Origin of the sequence: Balneatrix alpica DSM 16621, from assembly GCF_000619885.1 — a bacterium.
Classification (GTDB): domain Bacteria; phylum Pseudomonadota; class Gammaproteobacteria; order Pseudomonadales; family Balneatricaceae; genus Balneatrix; species Balneatrix alpica.
On the sequence record NZ_JHUZ01000003.1, the window covers coordinates 1 to 15,873 of the forward strand.

At 56.3% G+C, this 15,873-nt stretch carries 16 protein-coding genes; 13 read left to right on the top strand and 3 right to left on the bottom strand.

Going from position 1 to position 15,873, the window contains the following annotated elements; genetic code table 11:
- Positions 1-222: 222 nt before the first annotated feature.
- From hisF to Q334_RS0100345, 4 genes are all read left to right on the top strand, one after another.
- Positions 223-996: an imidazole glycerol phosphate synthase subunit HisF gene (gene hisF / locus Q334_RS0100330; RefSeq protein ID WP_027311464.1), complete on the top strand. Its 774-nt coding sequence runs from the start codon at positions 223-225 to the stop codon at positions 994-996.
- A 151-nt stretch (positions 997-1,147) separates the two neighbouring features.
- Positions 1,148-1,816 (top strand): transglutaminase-like cysteine peptidase, encoded by a 669-nt coding sequence (locus Q334_RS0100335; protein ID WP_027311465.1) that lies wholly within the window; start codon positions 1,148-1,150, stop codon positions 1,814-1,816.
- 140 nt (positions 1,817-1,956) lie between these two features.
- A complete protein-coding gene (locus Q334_RS17450) occupies positions 1,957-2,658 on the top strand; it encodes a hypothetical protein (RefSeq protein WP_051527402.1) in 702 nt (233 codons plus the stop codon).
- Positions 2,655-3,197: a FlgO family outer membrane protein gene (locus Q334_RS0100345; RefSeq protein ID WP_035460450.1), complete on the top strand. Its 543-nt coding sequence runs from the start codon at positions 2,655-2,657 to the stop codon at positions 3,195-3,197. Before Q334_RS17450 ends, Q334_RS0100345 begins: the two co-directional genes overlap by 4 nt.
- Positions 3,198-3,277: 80 nt before the next feature.
- Here Q334_RS0100345 and rep read toward each other — a convergent pair whose 3' ends face one another.
- Positions 3,278-5,305, bottom strand: coding sequence for a DNA helicase Rep (rep, locus tag Q334_RS0100350; RefSeq protein WP_245593640.1), 2,028 nt, complete (start codon positions 5,303-5,305; stop codon positions 3,278-3,280).
- Positions 5,306-5,517: 212 nt separating this feature from the next.
- On the opposite strand from rep, the gene Q334_RS0100355 reads away from it, so the two are divergent.
- From Q334_RS0100355 to Q334_RS19745, 3 genes are all read left to right on the top strand, one after another.
- Positions 5,518-7,254: a putative bifunctional diguanylate cyclase/phosphodiesterase gene (locus Q334_RS0100355; RefSeq protein WP_051527403.1), complete on the top strand. Its 1,737-nt coding sequence runs from the start codon at positions 5,518-5,520 to the stop codon at positions 7,252-7,254.
- A 115-nt stretch (positions 7,255-7,369) separates the two neighbouring features.
- Positions 7,370-7,837: a methylglyoxal synthase gene (locus Q334_RS0100360; protein WP_035460452.1), complete on the top strand. Its 468-nt coding sequence runs from the start codon at positions 7,370-7,372 to the stop codon at positions 7,835-7,837.
- Complete coding sequence (locus tag Q334_RS19745; protein WP_051527404.1) at positions 7,837-8,442, top strand: histidine phosphatase family protein; 606 nt, start codon at positions 7,837-7,839, stop codon at positions 8,440-8,442. The genes Q334_RS0100360 and Q334_RS19745 overlap by 1 nt, the downstream gene beginning before the upstream one ends.
- On the opposite strand, the gene Q334_RS0100370 is transcribed toward Q334_RS19745, so the two are convergent.
- On the bottom strand, positions 8,439-9,950 hold the full coding sequence (locus Q334_RS0100370) for a YifB family Mg chelatase-like AAA ATPase (protein ID WP_027311470.1): 1,512 nt from the start codon (positions 9,948-9,950) through the stop codon (positions 8,439-8,441). The genes Q334_RS19745 and Q334_RS0100370 overlap by 4 nt on opposite strands.
- 79 nt (positions 9,951-10,029) lie before the next feature.
- A complete protein-coding gene (locus tag Q334_RS17460) occupies positions 10,030-10,350 on the bottom strand; it encodes an accessory factor UbiK family protein (protein ID WP_081414283.1) in 321 nt (106 codons plus the stop codon).
- 306 nt (positions 10,351-10,656) lie between these two features.
- Between Q334_RS17460 and glnK (Q334_RS0100380) the strand changes: the two genes are divergently transcribed.
- From glnK (Q334_RS0100380) to Q334_RS0100405, 6 genes are all read left to right on the top strand, one after another.
- Positions 10,657-10,995 carry a P-II family nitrogen regulator gene (gene glnK, locus Q334_RS0100380; protein WP_027311471.1) on the top strand — a complete coding sequence of 113 codons (339 nt, stop codon included), beginning with the start codon at positions 10,657-10,659 and terminating at the stop codon, positions 10,993-10,995.
- Between the two features lie 24 nt (positions 10,996-11,019).
- A complete protein-coding gene (locus Q334_RS0100385; RefSeq protein WP_211249467.1) occupies positions 11,020-12,288 on the top strand; it encodes an ammonium transporter in 1,269 nt (422 codons plus the stop codon).
- A 141-nt stretch (positions 12,289-12,429) separates the two neighbouring features.
- Complete coding sequence (glnK, locus tag Q334_RS0100390) at positions 12,430-12,768, top strand: P-II family nitrogen regulator (RefSeq protein WP_027311473.1); 339 nt, start codon at positions 12,430-12,432, stop codon at positions 12,766-12,768.
- 399 nt (positions 12,769-13,167) lie between these two features.
- Positions 13,168-13,980 carry a transporter substrate-binding domain-containing protein gene (locus Q334_RS0100395; RefSeq protein WP_027311474.1) on the top strand — a complete coding sequence of 271 codons (813 nt, stop codon included), beginning with the start codon at positions 13,168-13,170 and terminating at the stop codon, positions 13,978-13,980.
- A 63-nt stretch (positions 13,981-14,043) separates the two neighbouring features.
- Entirely contained in the window at positions 14,044-14,991 is a 948-nt protein-coding gene (locus tag Q334_RS0100400) for an amino acid ABC transporter permease (protein ID WP_027311475.1), read from the top strand.
- Positions 14,992-15,001: 10 nt separating this feature from the next.
- Positions 15,002-15,751: an amino acid ABC transporter ATP-binding protein gene (locus Q334_RS0100405; protein ID WP_035460446.1), complete on the top strand. Its 750-nt coding sequence runs from the start codon at positions 15,002-15,004 to the stop codon at positions 15,749-15,751.
- Positions 15,752-15,873 lie beyond the last annotated feature (122 nt).

Below are 15,873 nucleotides of genomic sequence, written 5' to 3' on the forward strand. Positions count from 1 at the left end.
AAGCCGAAGCCGAAGCCGAAGCCGAAGCCGAAGCCGAAGCCGAAGCCGAAGCCGAAGCCGAAGCCGAAGCCGAAGCCGAAGCCGAAGCCGAAGCCAGTAAGCCTGCCTGACAACCGCAGCCCCACCAATCCTTTTTGCTCAGGCGCTGGCCGTTTCTACGGCTGCCGCGCCTGCACAAGGCTGTTACAATGAGCCATCGATTTCTAGCTGGAGTAAACGGCAATGGCATTGGCAAAGCGCATCATTCCCTGCCTGGATGTGGATAACGGTCGGGTTGTCAAAGGCGTCCAATTTGTGGATATCCGTGATGCAGGTGACCCGGTCGAGGTCGCTAAACGCTATAACGAGCAGGGTGCCGATGAGATCACCTTCCTCGATATTACTGCCAGCCATGAAGACCGTGACACCATGGTGCATGTGGTAGAAGCCATTGCCGGCCAGGTGTTTATCCCCCTCACCGTTGGCGGTGGCATCCGCAGCTGTGAGGATATTCGCCGCATGCTCAATGCCGGTGCCGATAAGGTCTCGATCAATACCGCCGCCGTGCACAACCCCGAGTTTGTCCGCGAGGCCTCCGAACGCTTCGGTGCCCAGTGCATCGTCGTCGCCATTGACTCGAAGAAAGTCAGCCAGCCTGGTGAGCCTGAGCGTTGGGAAGTTTTCACCCATGGCGGCCGCCGCGCCACCGGCCTGGATGTCATTGAGTGGGCAAAGAAAATGGTGGCTTATGGCGCTGGCGAAATCCTGCTCACCAGCATGGATGCCGATGGCACCAAAAATGGTTTTGATCTGGGGGTCACCCGTGCGGTGAGTGAAGCGGTGCCCGTGCCGGTGATCGCCTCAGGTGGCGTCGGTAATCTGGATCATCTGGTAGATGGTGTCCTGCAAGGTAAGGCTGATGCCGTTCTTGCCGCCTCCATCTTCCACTTCAATGAATACAGCATTGCCGAAGCCAAGCACTACATGCAGGAACGCGGCATTGAAATGCGTCTATAAAGACAGGGGAAGAGCGCCGCTGATCTAGCCGCTGGGGCGCTCACACTTTGCCTAAGGTTGCGCAGCCTGCAGACACCCTATACTTATCTGCATTACACTGCCGATCGACCCTAGAGGTGGCATGATCCACCTCTATTAACACGAGGCCCTCATGCTCAAGCGCACTCTGCTCAGTCTCAGCCTGTGCTTGTTATTCCCCAGCGGATGGTTGCTGGCGGAATATCAGGGCTTTGCCGAAAGCATCCTGCAACGCTTAGAGAGCCAGTTTGGTCTCCCGGCCCGCAAGCGGGTAGAAAGCTGGGAAAACCTGATGGTCGACCCTAACCTCAAGCAAGCCAGTGACCAGGAAAAGCTCAAACGGGTTAATAACTTTTTTAACCAAAACCGCTTTCTTGATGACATTACCGTATGGGGACAGCAGGACTACTGGGCCACACCATTGGAATTTCTGTCCCGCAATGCCGGCGACTGTGAAGACTACTCCATCGCCAAATACCTGACCCTGCTGGAACTTGGCATCCCTGAAAGCAAAATGCGCCTGATGTACGTTAAAGCCTTAAAGCTCAATCAGGCACACATGGTGCTGCTGTATTACCCTTCTGCCAATGCGGTACCCCTGGTGTTGGATAACCTGATCCCGGATATTCGCCCCGCCAATACCCGTAATGACCTGTTGCCCGTATACAGTTTTAACGGCTCGGGGTTGTGGATAAATAAGAAAAACTCCGCCCAAAAGGTCAGTAATAGTGCTGACCGCATCGGCCCCTGGCGTGACCTGGAACGCCGTCTGCGGGATGAGCGCCGACCTCCCGCCAAGTAAGCCCATTGGCAAAGTGTGCAAGGTGGGTGATTTTGTTTTATCCTCATTAGCACTTTTGTTACGGAAAGGGTCTTCCCTAGCCTGTACTTACAGGGATAGGACCTGCATCCCCTTGCCACGGCACAGATAAGGATGGCCACATGATGCGACCCTGGCTTGCTCCTCTTACCCTGAGCGCAGCTGCATTACTCCTGGCGGGTTGCCAATCCATCGGTAATAACCCCCAGCTGGATTTGAAATCTGCCACTCCAGCAGCAGCAACCTATCCCTATACCACCCAACAAAAAATGCAGACGGCCCACCACTGGGAGTTGCTCGCCAGCGATATGGCCACGCGCTTGGTCGATGCCTTGCCGGATAAGAGCCTGTCTCTGTACGTTTCCGCACCAGGGCAGACTACCTTTAATCAGGCCTTCCAACGCTTACTGACCGAGCAGCTATTACGCCAAGGCGCACTTGTCGCCCTGGAGCCTGCCGCCGGCGTGGCCGAGGTGAAGTACGATGTGTTGCTAATCAAGCATCAGGGCATTGACCGTCCCCGTCCTGCTCCAGGCAACCTGACCGCGCTCGGGGCGGGTCTAGTGGTGGCACGTAATGCCATTAAGAATGGCTGGACCCACGGCTATGCCGCACTGCCCTTGGCAGGCTTGGCTGCCGACTGGGCAGTAGGACGCAGCACGAGTGCCGAAGACCGTGAAGTGCTGATCACCACCAGCATGAATTACGGCAACCGTCTGCTAATGTCAGATTCCAACCTCTATTACATCAATGCCGGCGGTGAGGACCATTACACTGCCCAAGCACTTAATCCTGGCAAACTGATTCAGGTGGTGGACAAATGAGAAAACTCGCCCTGATCGGCCTTGCCTCTGCTGCCTTACTGCTGACCGGCTGTCAGAGCAATGAGGTCAAACCCCAGCAAGCTGCGACCACTGATCTGGTCGCCACCGCCTATGCGGCTACAGACGCCCTGGTGAAACAGCTTGCCAGCCAGCCTAATCCCGGCCAAACGGTACTGGTCGCCAGTTTTGTCAATGTGGACAAACTGGAAGAGTCCTCTACCCTGGGACGGATTTTGGCCGAGCAGATGGCTTCTGGCTTAACCCGTCAAGGCTTGCCCGTTGTCGAGCTAAAAATGCGTGATAGCCTTTTTATCCAACAAAATGGCGGCGAATTTATGCTCTCGCGGGAACTGCAGCATCTGAGCCAAACCCATCAGGCACAAGCGGTGCTAGTTGGTACCTATGCCGTTGGCCGCCAGCATGTCTATGTCAGTAGTCGTTTAGTGCGCGCCAGTGATAACCGCATTCTGGCGGGGGAAGACTTCCGCCTGCCGATGGATGCCGATGTACGTGCGTTGGTGGATAATCGCCGCCGCTAAGCCGGCTTAACTGCCCACCACCTTAGCAAAAAGGCCCTATCACGGGCCTTTTTGTTTTACCGATTGAGTGCGCTCCACCATTAATCCAGCAACAAGCTCTTTAAGCTGGCCAGGGTTTCCCGTGCTTTGGCCTGACGCACCTCAACACTGGCCTGATCACGCCCTTCCCACACCACATCTTCTTGCGGTAACTCATCAAGGAAACGGCTCGGCAAACAGTCTATTTTTTCACCAAACTGTTTGCGCTGACGGGCCAGGGTAAGGGTCAGGGTTTCCCGCGCTCGGGTCACCCCCACATAGGCTAAGCGCCGCTCTTCCTCGATAGTATCAGCCTCAATCGAGTTACGGTGCGGCAGCAACTCCTCCTCCATGCCGATCAAAAACACATGGGGAAACTCCAAACCCTTGGCCGCATGTAGCGTCATTAACTGCACCCGGTCTGAGTCATCCTCTTCCTCTTGCCGCTCAAGCAAATCAAGCAAAATCAGGCGATTAATGGCATCACGAATGCCCAGTTCAGGATCTTCTTCCTGCAGTTTTTCATAGGTTGAGCGCAACGAATCCAACAGAAACCAGACGTTCTCCATGCGCCGCTCCGCCGCCGTCGGGCTGGCAGAATGCTGCTGCAGCCAACCAGGAAAGTCGATATCCAGCACCATTTGCCGAATCGCCGCAATCGGGTCATCCTGCTGACAGCGCTGCTCCAGCGCCTCCATCCAGGCATGGAACCGGCGTAATTTCTCCAACGCCTTGTCCGGCAGATGCTCCGCCAGGCCAAGCTCTGCACAGGCTGCAAACAGACTCACCTTACGCTGACCAGCATAAGCGGATAGTTTTTCCAGGGTGCTGGGGCCAATTTCACGCCGCGGCACATTGATAATCCGTAGGAAGGCATTGTCATCATCCGGGTTGATCAACACCTTCAGGTAAGCCATCACATCCTTAATTTCAGCCCGGGAGAAGAAGGACGTGCCGCCACTGAGTTTGTAGGGAATCTGATACGCCTGGAGTTTAGTCTCGATCAAACGGGCTTGATGATTACCACGATAGAGGATGGCGTAATCACGAAACTCTGTCCGTTTACGCAGTTTTTGATCGAGAATCTCTGTGGCCACCCGTTCCGCTTCATGATCCTCATTACGGCACATCAGGATACGGATCGGCTCACCAAAGCCCTTATCGCTCCACAGCTGTTTGGTGAACTCATGGGGATTGTTAGCGATGAGTTCGTTAGCGGCTTTTAGGATACGGCCGGTAGAACGGTAGTTCTGCTCCAACTTGACCAGTTTCAAGCTGGGAAAATCCTGCTTCAACTGGCTGAGGTTTTCCGGCCGCGCTCCCCGCCAAGCATAGATGGACTGGTCATCGTCCCCTACCACGGTGAATTGACTGCGCTTGCCTACCAACTGCTTTACCAGCAGATACTGACTCAGGTTAGTGTCCTGGTACTCATCCACCAGCATGTAGTGCACCTTGCTCTGCCAGCGCTCTAGCACCTCTGGATACTGCTGAAACAGCTCGGTCGGTAGCCGAATCAAGTCATCAAAATCCACCGCATTGTAGGCATGCAACAAGCGGTTATATTCGGCATAAATACGTCCGGCAGCCTCCTCATCCTTATCCTTGGCATGACTGATCACCCAGGCGGGGGGAGTCAGGTCGTTTTTCCAGTTAGATATCTGATGCTGCACATAATCGGCAATGTCGACCTCTTGCTGAAAATGCTGGGCAATAATGTCTTTAATCAGCGCTAAAGCATCCTGCTGATCAAAAATAGAGAAACCCGGCTTGTATCCCAGCACCTTGTGCTCTTTGCGGATAATGTTCAGCCCCAGGTTATGAAAGGTCGAAACGGTCAAGCCACGTGCGGCCTTGCCCTTCACCAGTTTACTAACCCGCTCTTTCATTTCTCGGGCCGCTTTATTGGTAAAGGTCACCGCGAAGATATTCGCCGCCTTGTAACCACACTGCTCGATCAGATACGCAATTTTACGCGTAATCACACTGGTCTTGCCGCTACCGGCGCCAGCCAGCACCAATAAAGGGCCACTAATGTAAAGAACGGCTTCTTTTTGCCGTGGATTAAGCTGACTCACAGACGAAACCATGCCGAATTTGCTCAGGGTGATGCATTTTAGCAAAAGCCCCCCTGTCTAGGCGCTGTGTTTTCTTGTAATTATTTGACATAAGAACCTAGATTTAGGCTAAGCTAGGCCGAGTGTAACTGGATAAGCCGTTGAAATCCGGTCAAAAGCAGGCTGGCCTCAGCGTCTAAATCTTGCTTCAGAATTCTAATAGATGTGGTCTGGAGTCATCGTGCATGACAATTGATGGCCAGCAGTTAGCCGAACGTCCTGTTCGCATCCTGCTGGTACACCCTAACATCAACGCCCATAAGCTGTTTCAGCTACTGATCATGCGGGCAGAAGGGGCTTACGAGCTCAGTTGGTGCTGTGATTTAGACAGCGCCCGGGAGCTGCTTGCCTTGCATAGCATCGATGTGATCCTGCTTCACAACCCGTTGCGTCAAAACCAGTCTCTCGATCAACTGAAACTCCACTCCAACGATGGCCACCCTGTTCCTGTGGTCGTGGTCGGACGTCAGCTGAAAAGCTCCGTTGGACGGCAGCTAATCAATCAAGCGGGCGCGGCAGATTATCTTTCTATTCTGCAACTCAGCATCGATGCCTTTGAACGGGCAATTTACACCGCCCAGGAGCGCCAGCAGCACCGCTCCATCCTGCATCAATTGAGTCACCATGACCCGGTAACCGGAGCAGCCAACCGCCAGCTCTTTATGCAACGCCTGCAACAGGGCCTGCATCAGGCGGATGCGCATCAGCGCCGTCTGGGTCTATTAATGTTAAACCTCGACGGTTTCAAGAAGATCAACGACTCTTTAGGTCATCATATTGGTGATCAGATCGTCACTGAAACAGTGCAGCGGCTACAGCTCTGCCTGCCTTCCGGAGAGCAGTTAGCCCGTATGAATGGCGACCAGTTCGCCATCATGTTGCCGGAGCTGGAGAGCCGCCAGCAGGCCATGCCAGTGCTGTACCAACTGCAACGCCTGTTTGCCCAGCCCTATTTGCTCCCCAGTGGTCAGGTTAGCCTGGGGTGCTCGATCGGGGTCAGCTTTTTCCCGGATACAGCCCATAGCCTGGACGATTTAGTACGCCAGGCTGGGATTGCCATGCACGAGGCCAAACGCCAGCCCGGTGTCAGCCACCATATCTTTGAACCCGGGCTAGACTCGAAGACCTCCGAAGCCTTCAGCCTGGAAGCCGACTTCCGCCGCGCCCTGCGCCGTAATGAGCTACGACTGTACTATCAGCCAAGGGTCGATGTGCGCTCAGAGAAGGTCGTCGCCGCCGAAGGCTTAATTCGCTGGCAACACCCCACTCGCGGGCTACTGATGCCTAATGAGTTTATCCCCATGGCGGAGCGTACCGGCTTAATCGTGCCAATGGGCTACTGGGTGATTCACCAAGCCTGCTTGGACACCAACCATTTACGACAACAGCGTCTGCAGCATATTCAGCTGAGTATTAACCTGTCCTTCCGCCAGTTCAGCGATCCCATGCTGACTCGCACCATTAAGCGTATCTTCGATACCACCCAGGCCGATCCACGCTCAATCGAATTTGAGCTGACCGAATCGGCGATGATGAAAAACGAGCAGCAAACCGCCCAGTGCATCGAAGAATTATCAGCGGCGGGCTCCTGCTTTGCCCTGGATGACTTCGGTACCGGTTACTCCTCCTTCGCCCACCTGCAGCGCCTGCCCCTGTCTCGCCTGAAGATCGACAAATCCTTCGTCAAGGAATCGACCAACAGCCAGGACAACGCCACCATCGTCCGTGCCATGATCAGTCTGGCTCATAACCTGCGCATGCAAGTGGTGGCCGAAGGGGTAGAGCAAAACGAGCAGCTGCTGTTCCTGCGTCAATATCGCTGCGATCAGGCCCAAGGCTTCCTGTTTGGTCGCCCGCAAACCTTTGAAGATCTGTGCCGCCTGATTAGCAGCCAGGAATTCCGCCAGTTTTCCGTCCTCTAGCGTCCCTGCGCCTTACCCGGACGCTGACGTCCACCTTAGCCCTTGCCTCCAGCGCCCCCCTGGGCCATGCTGAAACCTGCCCAAGCCTTCGATCCCATCTTGTTCAGGAGTGACCATGATCCCGGAAAAAAGCATCCGCATGCCCGCCAGCAAGCGTATTGCCCTGATCGCCCACGACAATCGCAAGGATGAACTCCTGCACTGGTGCCAAACCCACCTGAGCGCCCTAGACGGCCACCAACTCTATGCCACCGGCACCACTGGCCGGGTCTTAGAAAAAGCGCTGAATATCCCCGTCAATAAACTGATCAGCGGCCCGTTGGGCGGTGACCAGCAAATTGGTGGACTCGTCACCGAACAGAAAGTCGATATGCTGATCTTCTTCTGGGACCCATTCGAGCCGATGCCCCATGACCCAGACATCAAAGCCCTGCTGCGTGTAGCAGCGGTGTGGAACATTCCGGTGGCCTGCAGTCGCTCCAGCGCCGACTTTTTGATCACCTCACCACTGATGCGCCAAGCCTATGACTACAAGGTTCCGGATTACGATGCCTACTTAACCGCACGGGGGGTGAGTCGTTAATGCAGCCAACTGAACTCCTGCCCCGTCCCTTTGTTTACCTGCGCCATGGTGAAACCACCTTTAATGCTGCACGTATCATTGGTGGCCATCTGGAAGCCCCCCTCAACGAACGGGGGCGCCAGCAGGCCAGTGCCAATGCGCCCTTGTTGAAGCATCATCGTTGGAGCGCCATTTTCAGCAGCGATCTTAGCCGCGCCCGCCAAACCGCCCAATTGGCGGTGCCAGGACAGCCGGTATGCGGCCTAGCCGCCCTGCGTGAGCGTAATTGGGGCGAACTGGAAGGTAAGAGCTACCACCATCTGCCAGAGTCTTGTCTGGAGACCCCAGCCGGTGGTGAGAGTTGGCAGGATTTCAGTCAGAGGGTCAGCACCGCCCTTAACCAGATTCTTGAGCAACATCATCTGCCGTTGATCGTGGCCCATTCTGGCACCTATCGGGTGATTCGTGGCCTCACTCTGGGTAGTCCTTTAGGGCAACGGGTGGATAACGCCACCCCTCTGCTGGTGCTGCCGCCAGACCCGGAGCAAGGCTACTGGCAACTGGAGCCACTGCAGGGCGACTGGCGTGAGCGTTTACACCAACATGGCTGGCTAGAACAGCTCTAGCCACCAACCTGGCCCCGATCCAACTGCCGATAAGACAACGCCTCCAGCACCTGAGCCTTACCCAACTTAGCCAAGCCCTGCATATCGGCCAGGGTGCGGCTAACCCGCAAGACCCGATGATAAGCCCGCGCCGAGAGCCCCAGGCGCTCAACTGCCTGCTGTAACAACAGGCTCAACTCCTCACTCAACTGACATTGCTGCAACAGAGCTTGGCCCTGTAATTGCGCATTCAGACAACCCTGCCGCGCCAACTGCAACTGACGGCAGGCACTCACCCGCTGACGCACCTGACTGGAGCTTTCCCCCTCTGGCGTGGTTTGCTGCAAATCCGCCCAACGTGGCGTCTGCACCTGCAGGTGCAGATCAATCCGATCAAGCAAAGGGCCAGACAGACGGCCACGATAACGCTTGACCTGCTCCGGGCTGCACTGACAGCGGCCACTGGCATCCCCCCAATAACCACAGGGACAAGGATTCATCGCCGCCACCAATTGAAAACGGGCCGGAAAGGTCACCTTGGCCCGCGCCCGGGACACACTGACCCGCCCCGATTCCAGTGGCTCCCGCAGCACCTCCAGTACCTTGCGGTCAAACTCCGGCAACTCATCGAGAAACAACACCCCGGCATGGGCGAGGGAAATATCCCCAGGTTTGGGATCACTACCGCCCCCCACCAGGGCCGCCGCTGACGCGGTGTGATGAGGGGCACGGAAGGGCCGCAACGGCCAGGTGGGTAAATCATCCTGCCCCAGTAAGGATTCCAGCGCCGCCACTTCCAGCGCCTCCTCTTCTGCCAAAGCGGGCAAAATGCCGGGCAAACGACTGGCCAGTAGGGTTTTGCCCGTACCAGGCGGGCCAAATAACAACAGGTTATGACCACCACTGGCCGCCAACTCCAACGCCCGCTTGGCCTGGGGTTGGCCGTGTACCTCCTGCAAGTCACCATAGTGTTGCAAGGCCGGTGCAGCAGGGCGCTGCTGATAACGGGGTAACAAGGTCTGCTGCTGCAAATGAGCCACCACCGCCAATAATGAGTCCGCCGGATACAAGGCCACCCCCTCCACCAAGGCGGCACGGGGCGCATTCGCCAGGGGCAAGAGTAACCTGCGTCCCTGCTCCCGACAGGCGTGGGCACTCATCAGCGCCCCCGGCACCGAGCGCAACTGACCATCCAGTGCCAGCTCACCAATACACTCGTACTCGGCTAACGTCGTGGCCGCCAGCTGCCCGGAAGCCGCCAGAATACCGAGGGCAATGGCCAAGTCATAACGACCGCCACTTTTCGGCAAATCAGCCGGGGCCAGGTTGACGGTAATCCGTCCCAATGGGAATTCGAAACGACTGGTTAGCAGGGCTGAACGCACCCGTTCGCGGGCCTCACGCACGGCGGTTTCCGGCAAGCCTACCAGGGTAAAAGAAGGGAGTCCGGGAGCGATGTGCACTTCCACCACCACAGGCGGTGCATCCACTCCCAACAGGGCACGGCAGTTCACCAAAGCCAGGCTCATTGTATCCACCTTTATCGGCCGGTACTGCCTGGCTCCGGGCTTAGCAACAGGTATCAGCAACAGGCTGATGCCTGGCAGATTAGTTCAGTTTATCAGCACCGCCTTCTACGCCAGGATTCACCTGGATGGCACCCTGCTGTTCAACACTGGCATCCGGTGCGGCACTGCCGTGCTCCAGGGCATTCAGACGCATTTCCAGCGCTTCCAGACGGGCGCGGGTGCGTGACAGCACTTCGGTTTGCACCTCAAATTCCTCACGGGTAACCAGCTCCAGCTTAGCAAAGGTTTGCTGCAACGCCTGGCGCACCAGCTTCTGGATTTCCTCATGGGGCAAGGGCAGGCTGGACAAGCCCTGGCTGAGTTGCTGTTGCAGGGTTTCCAGCAGCTTGGCATTGATCATGGCAAGGGATCCTTTCATCAGGGTTAGAGCCACACTATACCTGCATTTTGCCTGGCTCCCAACCAGCGCCACGGCAGGGCTACACCGCCTTGGGTTTCGTCTTGGTGCATATTTTTTGCACACTTTTGGATCACGCACCAATGCGGGGCATTTTCCTCCTTCAACGACTTCCCAACCCACACAAAAACCAATTAAACCTTTGTTTTTAAACAAAAAACAAAAACTGGCACGTCCCCTGCTTTAGTGACCGCAGATCACATTATTTTCTGCCTGCAACGTCAGGCCCACCAGCCAAGGGGAACAGCAATGAAACTGGTCACGGCAATTATTAAGCCATTCAAGCTGGATGATGTGCGGGAAGCCCTGTCCGAAATCGGCGTACAAGGTATCACCGTTACCGAAGTGAAGGGTTTTGGCCGTCAGAAGGGCCATACCGAACTCTATCGCGGCGCCGAGTACGTGGTGGACTTCCTGCCCAAAGTCAAAATCGAAGTCGCCGTGGCGGACACCCTGGTCGATCAAGTCATCGAGGTAGTCAGCAAGGCCGCCCATACCGGCAAAATTGGCGATGGCAAGATTTTCGTCGCCAGCCTGGAACAAGTCATCCGCATCCGCACCGGCGAAGCCGGCGAAGACGCGCTCTAAGTTCGTACTGAGGAGGGTTATCCCGTGGAAGAACTCATTCAAAGCACCGCTGCGGACGTCACGCAGCTCAAGTACGCCCTAGACACTTTCTACTTCCTGGTCTGTGGCGCTCTGGTTATGTGGATGGCAGCCGGCTTTGCCATGCTGGAAGCCGGTTTGGTGCGAGCCAAAAACACCACCGAGATTCTGACCAAAAACGTCGCCCTGTATGCCATCGCCTGTACCATGTACCTGCTGTGCGGCTACAGCCTGATGTACTCCAGCGAAGCCGGCGGCATCCTGCCCTCCCTGGGCAGCCTGATCGGTGACGAAAACAGCGTTGAGAGCGTGCTGGCCGGTGGCGATGATGCCCCCTACTACTCTGCCCGTTCCGACTTCTTCTTCCAGGTGGTCTTCGTTGCCACTGCCATGTCTATCGTCTCCGGTGCCGTGGCTGAGCGCATGAAGCTGTGGGCCTTCCTGGCTTTCGCCGTGGTGATGACTGGCGTCATCTACCCCGTTGAAGGTTACTGGAAGTGGGGTGGTGGTTTCCTCGATGAAGCCGGTTTCCTCGACTTTGCCGGTTCCGGTATCGTCCACATGGCGGGTGCCGCTGCGGCCCTGGCTGGTGTGCTGCTGCTTGGCCCACGTAAGGGTAAATACGGTGCCAATGGCCAGATCAACGCCATCCCCGGTGCCAACCTGCCGCTGGCTACCCTGGGCACCCTGATCCTGTGGTTGGGCTGGTTCGGCTTTAACGGTGGTTCCGAGCTGAAAATGTCTGACGTCGGCGAAGCCAATGCCGTCTCCCAGATCTTCGTGAACACCAATGCCGCCGCTGCCGGTGGTGTGATTGCCGCCCTAATCACCGCTCGTCTGTGGTTCAAAAAGGCTGACCTGACCATGGCCCTCAACGGTGCCCTGGCTGGCCTGGTCGGTATCACCGCCGAGCCCCTGACCCCCACTGCGCTGGAAGCCACCCTGATCGGCGCTGTAGCCGGCATCCTGGTGGTGTTCTCCATCATCACCCTGGACAAGCTGCGTATCGACGACCCCGTTGGTGCCATCTCTGTCCACGGCGTCTGCGGTATCTGGGGTCTGCTGGCCGTCACCCTGACTAACGCTGACTCCAGCCTGGGTGCTCAGCTGCTGGGTATCGGCGCCATCTTCGCCTGGAGCTTCGGTGCCTCCCTGCTGGTGTGGGGTGTACTCAAGGCCATCATGGGTATCCGTGTCAGCGAAGAAGAAGAGTACGAAGGTGTGGATATCCACGAATGCGGGATGGAAGCCTACCCCGAGTTCAAATCCAAATAAGTTTAAGCCTGATCGGCTTCACCCAAGCGGCGCCTCGTGCGCCGCTTTTTTTATCCTGCATGTATCCTGCATGGTAAGGCGGGACGCTTTGAGTATACTGGTACCCCAACTGGTTCTGACCGCTTGTGAAGGGAGACTGAGATGAAACTCGTAACCGCCGTAATTAAACCTTTCAAACTGGATGACGTCCGCGAATCCCTGTCGGAAATCGGCATTCAGGGCATTACCGTCACCGAAGTCAAAGGCTTTGGTCGTCAAAAGGGCCACACCGAGCTGTACCGTGGTGCAGAGTACGTGGTGGACTTCCTGCCCAAGGTCAAAATTGAAGTCGCCGTGGATGATGCCCTGCTCGACCAAGTGATCGACTCCATCAGCAAAGCTGCCCACACGGGCAAAATTGGCGACGGTAAGATTTTTGTTACCCAGCTGGAACAGGCAATCCGTATTCGTACCGGTGAAACCGGCAGCGACGCCCTCTAAGCGCCAGGCATCAGGCCGCTTAGCGGCTAACCAAGCGCCTCCCTGGCAGTGCCCGCCACTGCCAGTGCTTCCTCAGGTAACCCTCCCCCCACTCGTCTGCCCCAATTGCCCCCTCAGGTAACACCCCTGCGCCATCCGAGTGCAACCGCTGCCTAGCCTGAACGTGTTCACCCTTGCACAAAACCTGGTCTTTTCTTTTAAAGCGACCGTTTTTTTAACCTCAGGCTTAGGATTCGTAAGTTTTTTGACACCTGGCTTAAGATTTGCAAACACTTGCAGGTCGGATTAGGCTTAGTCCGCTTCGCAGCACCCAGTAGAAGACAGGCAGCCCAGGCGTGACTCACCACCCCTGGCTGTAAATAACAATGGGTGTCGTGCTAAACCAATAAGAGGTACAACATGAAGAAACTTCTGATGACCCTGGGCCTGGCCGTTGGCCTGTGCAGCCAAGCCGCCATGGCCAATGACAATGCGCTGTGGGAAAAATCTACCCTGAACAAAGTCATCAGCGCAGGTGAACTGCGGGTGTGCTTCGAAGCGGGTTACATGCCCTTCGAAATGAAGAACAAAAAAGGTGAATACGTCGGTTTTGATATCGACATGGCCAAAACCATGGCCAAATCCATGGGCGTCAAATTCACCCCGGTCAACACCGCCTGGGACGGTATCATCCCCGCGCTGCTGACCGACAAGTGCGACATCCTGATGTCCGGCATGACCGTCACCGCCGAGCGTAACCTGAAAGTAAACTTCGCTGACCCCTACATCGTGGTCGGTCAATCCATCCTGCTCAAGCCTGAACTGGCTGGCCAGATCAAATCCTACAAAGACCTGAACGATCCCAAGTACACCGTGGTCACCAAGCTGGGCACCACCGGCGACATCGCCACCAAGAAACTGATCGGCCAGGCCAACATCCGCCTGTTTGAAACCGAGTCTGAAGGTGCGCTGGAAGTAATCAATGGCAAGGCCGATGCCTTCGTCTATGACCTGCCCTTTAACGCCATCTACAGCGCCCAGAACAAAGACAAACTGGTCCACGTTGCCGAGCCCTTCACCTATGAGCCCCTGGGCTGGGCCATTCGTAAAGGCGACCCCGACTTCCTCAACTTCCTGAACAACTTCCTGCGTCAGGTGAAAGGTGATGGAACCTACGATCGCTTCTACCAGAAATGGTTCGAAAGCGACGAGTGGCTGTCCAGCGTACAATAAGCTGGGCTGACGAAACGACCCCGGGCAACCGGGGTCGATTGTTTTTGCGGAGACTAAATACCCATGCAAACCCCCAATCGGCTGCTATGGAACGGCGTTTTTGTTGTTATCCTGCTTCTGTTCGGCTACGCCACCTACCTTGCCAGTAAAGGGATCGACTACACCTGGCGCTGGGAACGCGTCCTGCCTTACATCATCAATACCGAACCCAGCTCCATTCGTTCACCCTTCGATGGCACCGCCCGGGTCAGCGAAAACGGCAAGGTACTGACCATCGAAGCCGATTCCGGCGATGAGCCCTTTGTGGTGCAGAAGTTCACGGAACTGCGAGTATCCTCCGGCGACCTGATTTTTGAAGGCGATGTGATCGCCGCCCAAGGTGACTGGCGCATTGGCCCCATCACCGAAGGCATGATCATGACCCTGAAGATCTCCGTGGTCTCCCTGATCTTTGCCGTCATCCTCGGCCTCTTTATTGGTTTAGGCCGTATTGCCCGTAACCCCGCCATCCGTAATCTCTCCATCACCTATATCGAGATTATTCGTGGCACCCCCCTGCTGGTGCAGATTTTCATCTTCTACTTCTTTATCGGCACCGTACTGGAACTGGATCGCTTTACTGCTGGTGTGGCGGCCCTGGCGGTGTTTACCGCGGCCTATGTGGCGGAGATTGTCCGTGCCGGTATTCAGTCGATTCCCCCCGGTCAGATGGAAGCGGCCCGCTCCCTCGGCATGAGCTACGTGCAGGCGATGGTGTACGTCATCCTGCCCCAGGCCTTCAAGCGCACCCTGCCACCGATGGCCGGTCAGTTTATCAACCTGATCAAAGACTCCTCCCTGGTCTCGGTGATCTCCATTACCGATCTGACCAAAGCCGGGCGTGAAGTGGTCTCCGCCACCTTTGCCCCCTTCGAAGTCTGGTTCACCGTCGCCCTGCTCTATCTGGTGCTGACCGGTGGTCTGAGCTGGGCCATCCAGCGTCTGGAAAAGAAACTGGCCGCCAGTGATTAAGGAGCCCGCGATGAAACTTAACAACGCAGACAACATCATCGTTGCCGAAGCCGTCGACAAGATTTACCCCAATGGCTGCCATGCTTTGAAAAAGGTTGGCACCCAAATCAAACGCGGCGAAGTCGTGGTGATTATCGGCCCCTCCGGATCCGGTAAATCCACCTTCCTGCGTACCCTCAACCAACTGGAAACCATCAGCAGCGGCACCATCCACATCGATGGCACCGACATGTACGCCAAAAGCACCAACATCAACAAACTGCGTGAACACGTTGGCATGGTGTTTCAGAGCTTCAACCTCTTCCCGCATAAAACCGCGCTGGAAAACGTCATGCTCGCCCCGCTCAAAGTCTCCAAACGCCAAGCCAGCGAAGTGCGTGAGCACGCCGAAGCCCTGATGAAAAAAGTGGGCCTGGCCGAGCGCATGCACAACTACCCCAGCCAGCTCTCCGGTGGGCAACAACAACGGGTCGCCATTGCCCGCGCCCTGTGCATGAAACCCGCCATCATGCTGTTTGACGAACCCACCTCCGCCCTCGACCCGGAAATGGTCGGTGAAGTACTGGACGTGATGAAAAGCCTGGCCAAAGAAGGCATGACCATGGTGGTGGTCACCCACGAAATGGGCTTTGCCAAAGAAGTGGCAGACCGGGTGCTCTTTATGGAAGACGGCGAACTGCTGGTGGAAGACACCCCCGCCAACTTCTTCGACAACCCCAGCCACCCACGCTTGCAGAAGTTCCTGTCTCAGGTGCTCTAACCCAGCCCCCCCACAGCCTGCTGTGGATAGCGCCCTTAAACACCCCCTGTTGGCTCAGCTAGCAGGGGGTGTTTGGTTAGGGGGGGCTCGTTCCCACGCTCCTGCGTGGGAATGCATACCGA

Excerpts from the sequence above, each read along its gene's own strand:
- Q334_RS0100400 (WP_027311475.1), top strand. The coding sequence starts at position 14,044 with ATGCAAACCCCCAATCGGCTGCTATGGAACGGCGTTTTTGTTGTTATC.
- Q334_RS17450 (WP_051527402.1), top strand. The coding sequence starts at position 1,957 with ATGATGCGACCCTGGCTTGCTCCTCTTACCCTGAGCGCAGCTGCATTA.
- rep (WP_245593640.1), bottom strand. The coding sequence starts at position 5,305 with ATGGTTTCGTCTGTGAGTCAGCTTAATCCACGGCAAAAAGAAGCCGTT.
- Q334_RS0100370 (WP_027311470.1), bottom strand. The coding sequence starts at position 9,950 with ATGAGCCTGGCTTTGGTGAACTGCCGTGCCCTGTTGGGAGTGGATGCA.
- Q334_RS0100355 (WP_051527403.1), top strand. The coding sequence starts at position 5,518 with ATGACAATTGATGGCCAGCAGTTAGCCGAACGTCCTGTTCGCATCCTG.
- Q334_RS19745 (WP_051527404.1), top strand. The coding sequence starts at position 7,837 with ATGCAGCCAACTGAACTCCTGCCCCGTCCCTTTGTTTACCTGCGCCAT.
- Q334_RS0100345 (WP_035460450.1), top strand. The coding sequence starts at position 2,655 with ATGAGAAAACTCGCCCTGATCGGCCTTGCCTCTGCTGCCTTACTGCTG.
- Q334_RS0100405 (WP_035460446.1), top strand. The coding sequence starts at position 15,002 with ATGAAACTTAACAACGCAGACAACATCATCGTTGCCGAAGCCGTCGAC.
- glnK (WP_027311471.1), top strand. The coding sequence starts at position 10,657 with ATGAAACTGGTCACGGCAATTATTAAGCCATTCAAGCTGGATGATGTG.
- Q334_RS17460 (WP_081414283.1), bottom strand. The coding sequence starts at position 10,350 with ATGATCAATGCCAAGCTGCTGGAAACCCTGCAACAGCAACTCAGCCAG.
- hisF (WP_027311464.1), top strand. The coding sequence starts at position 223 with ATGGCATTGGCAAAGCGCATCATTCCCTGCCTGGATGTGGATAACGGT.
- Q334_RS0100395 (WP_027311474.1), top strand. The coding sequence starts at position 13,168 with ATGAAGAAACTTCTGATGACCCTGGGCCTGGCCGTTGGCCTGTGCAGC.
- Q334_RS0100360 (WP_035460452.1), top strand. The coding sequence starts at position 7,370 with ATGATCCCGGAAAAAAGCATCCGCATGCCCGCCAGCAAGCGTATTGCC.
- glnK (WP_027311473.1), top strand. The coding sequence starts at position 12,430 with ATGAAACTCGTAACCGCCGTAATTAAACCTTTCAAACTGGATGACGTC.
- Q334_RS0100335 (WP_027311465.1), top strand. The coding sequence starts at position 1,148 with ATGCTCAAGCGCACTCTGCTCAGTCTCAGCCTGTGCTTGTTATTCCCC.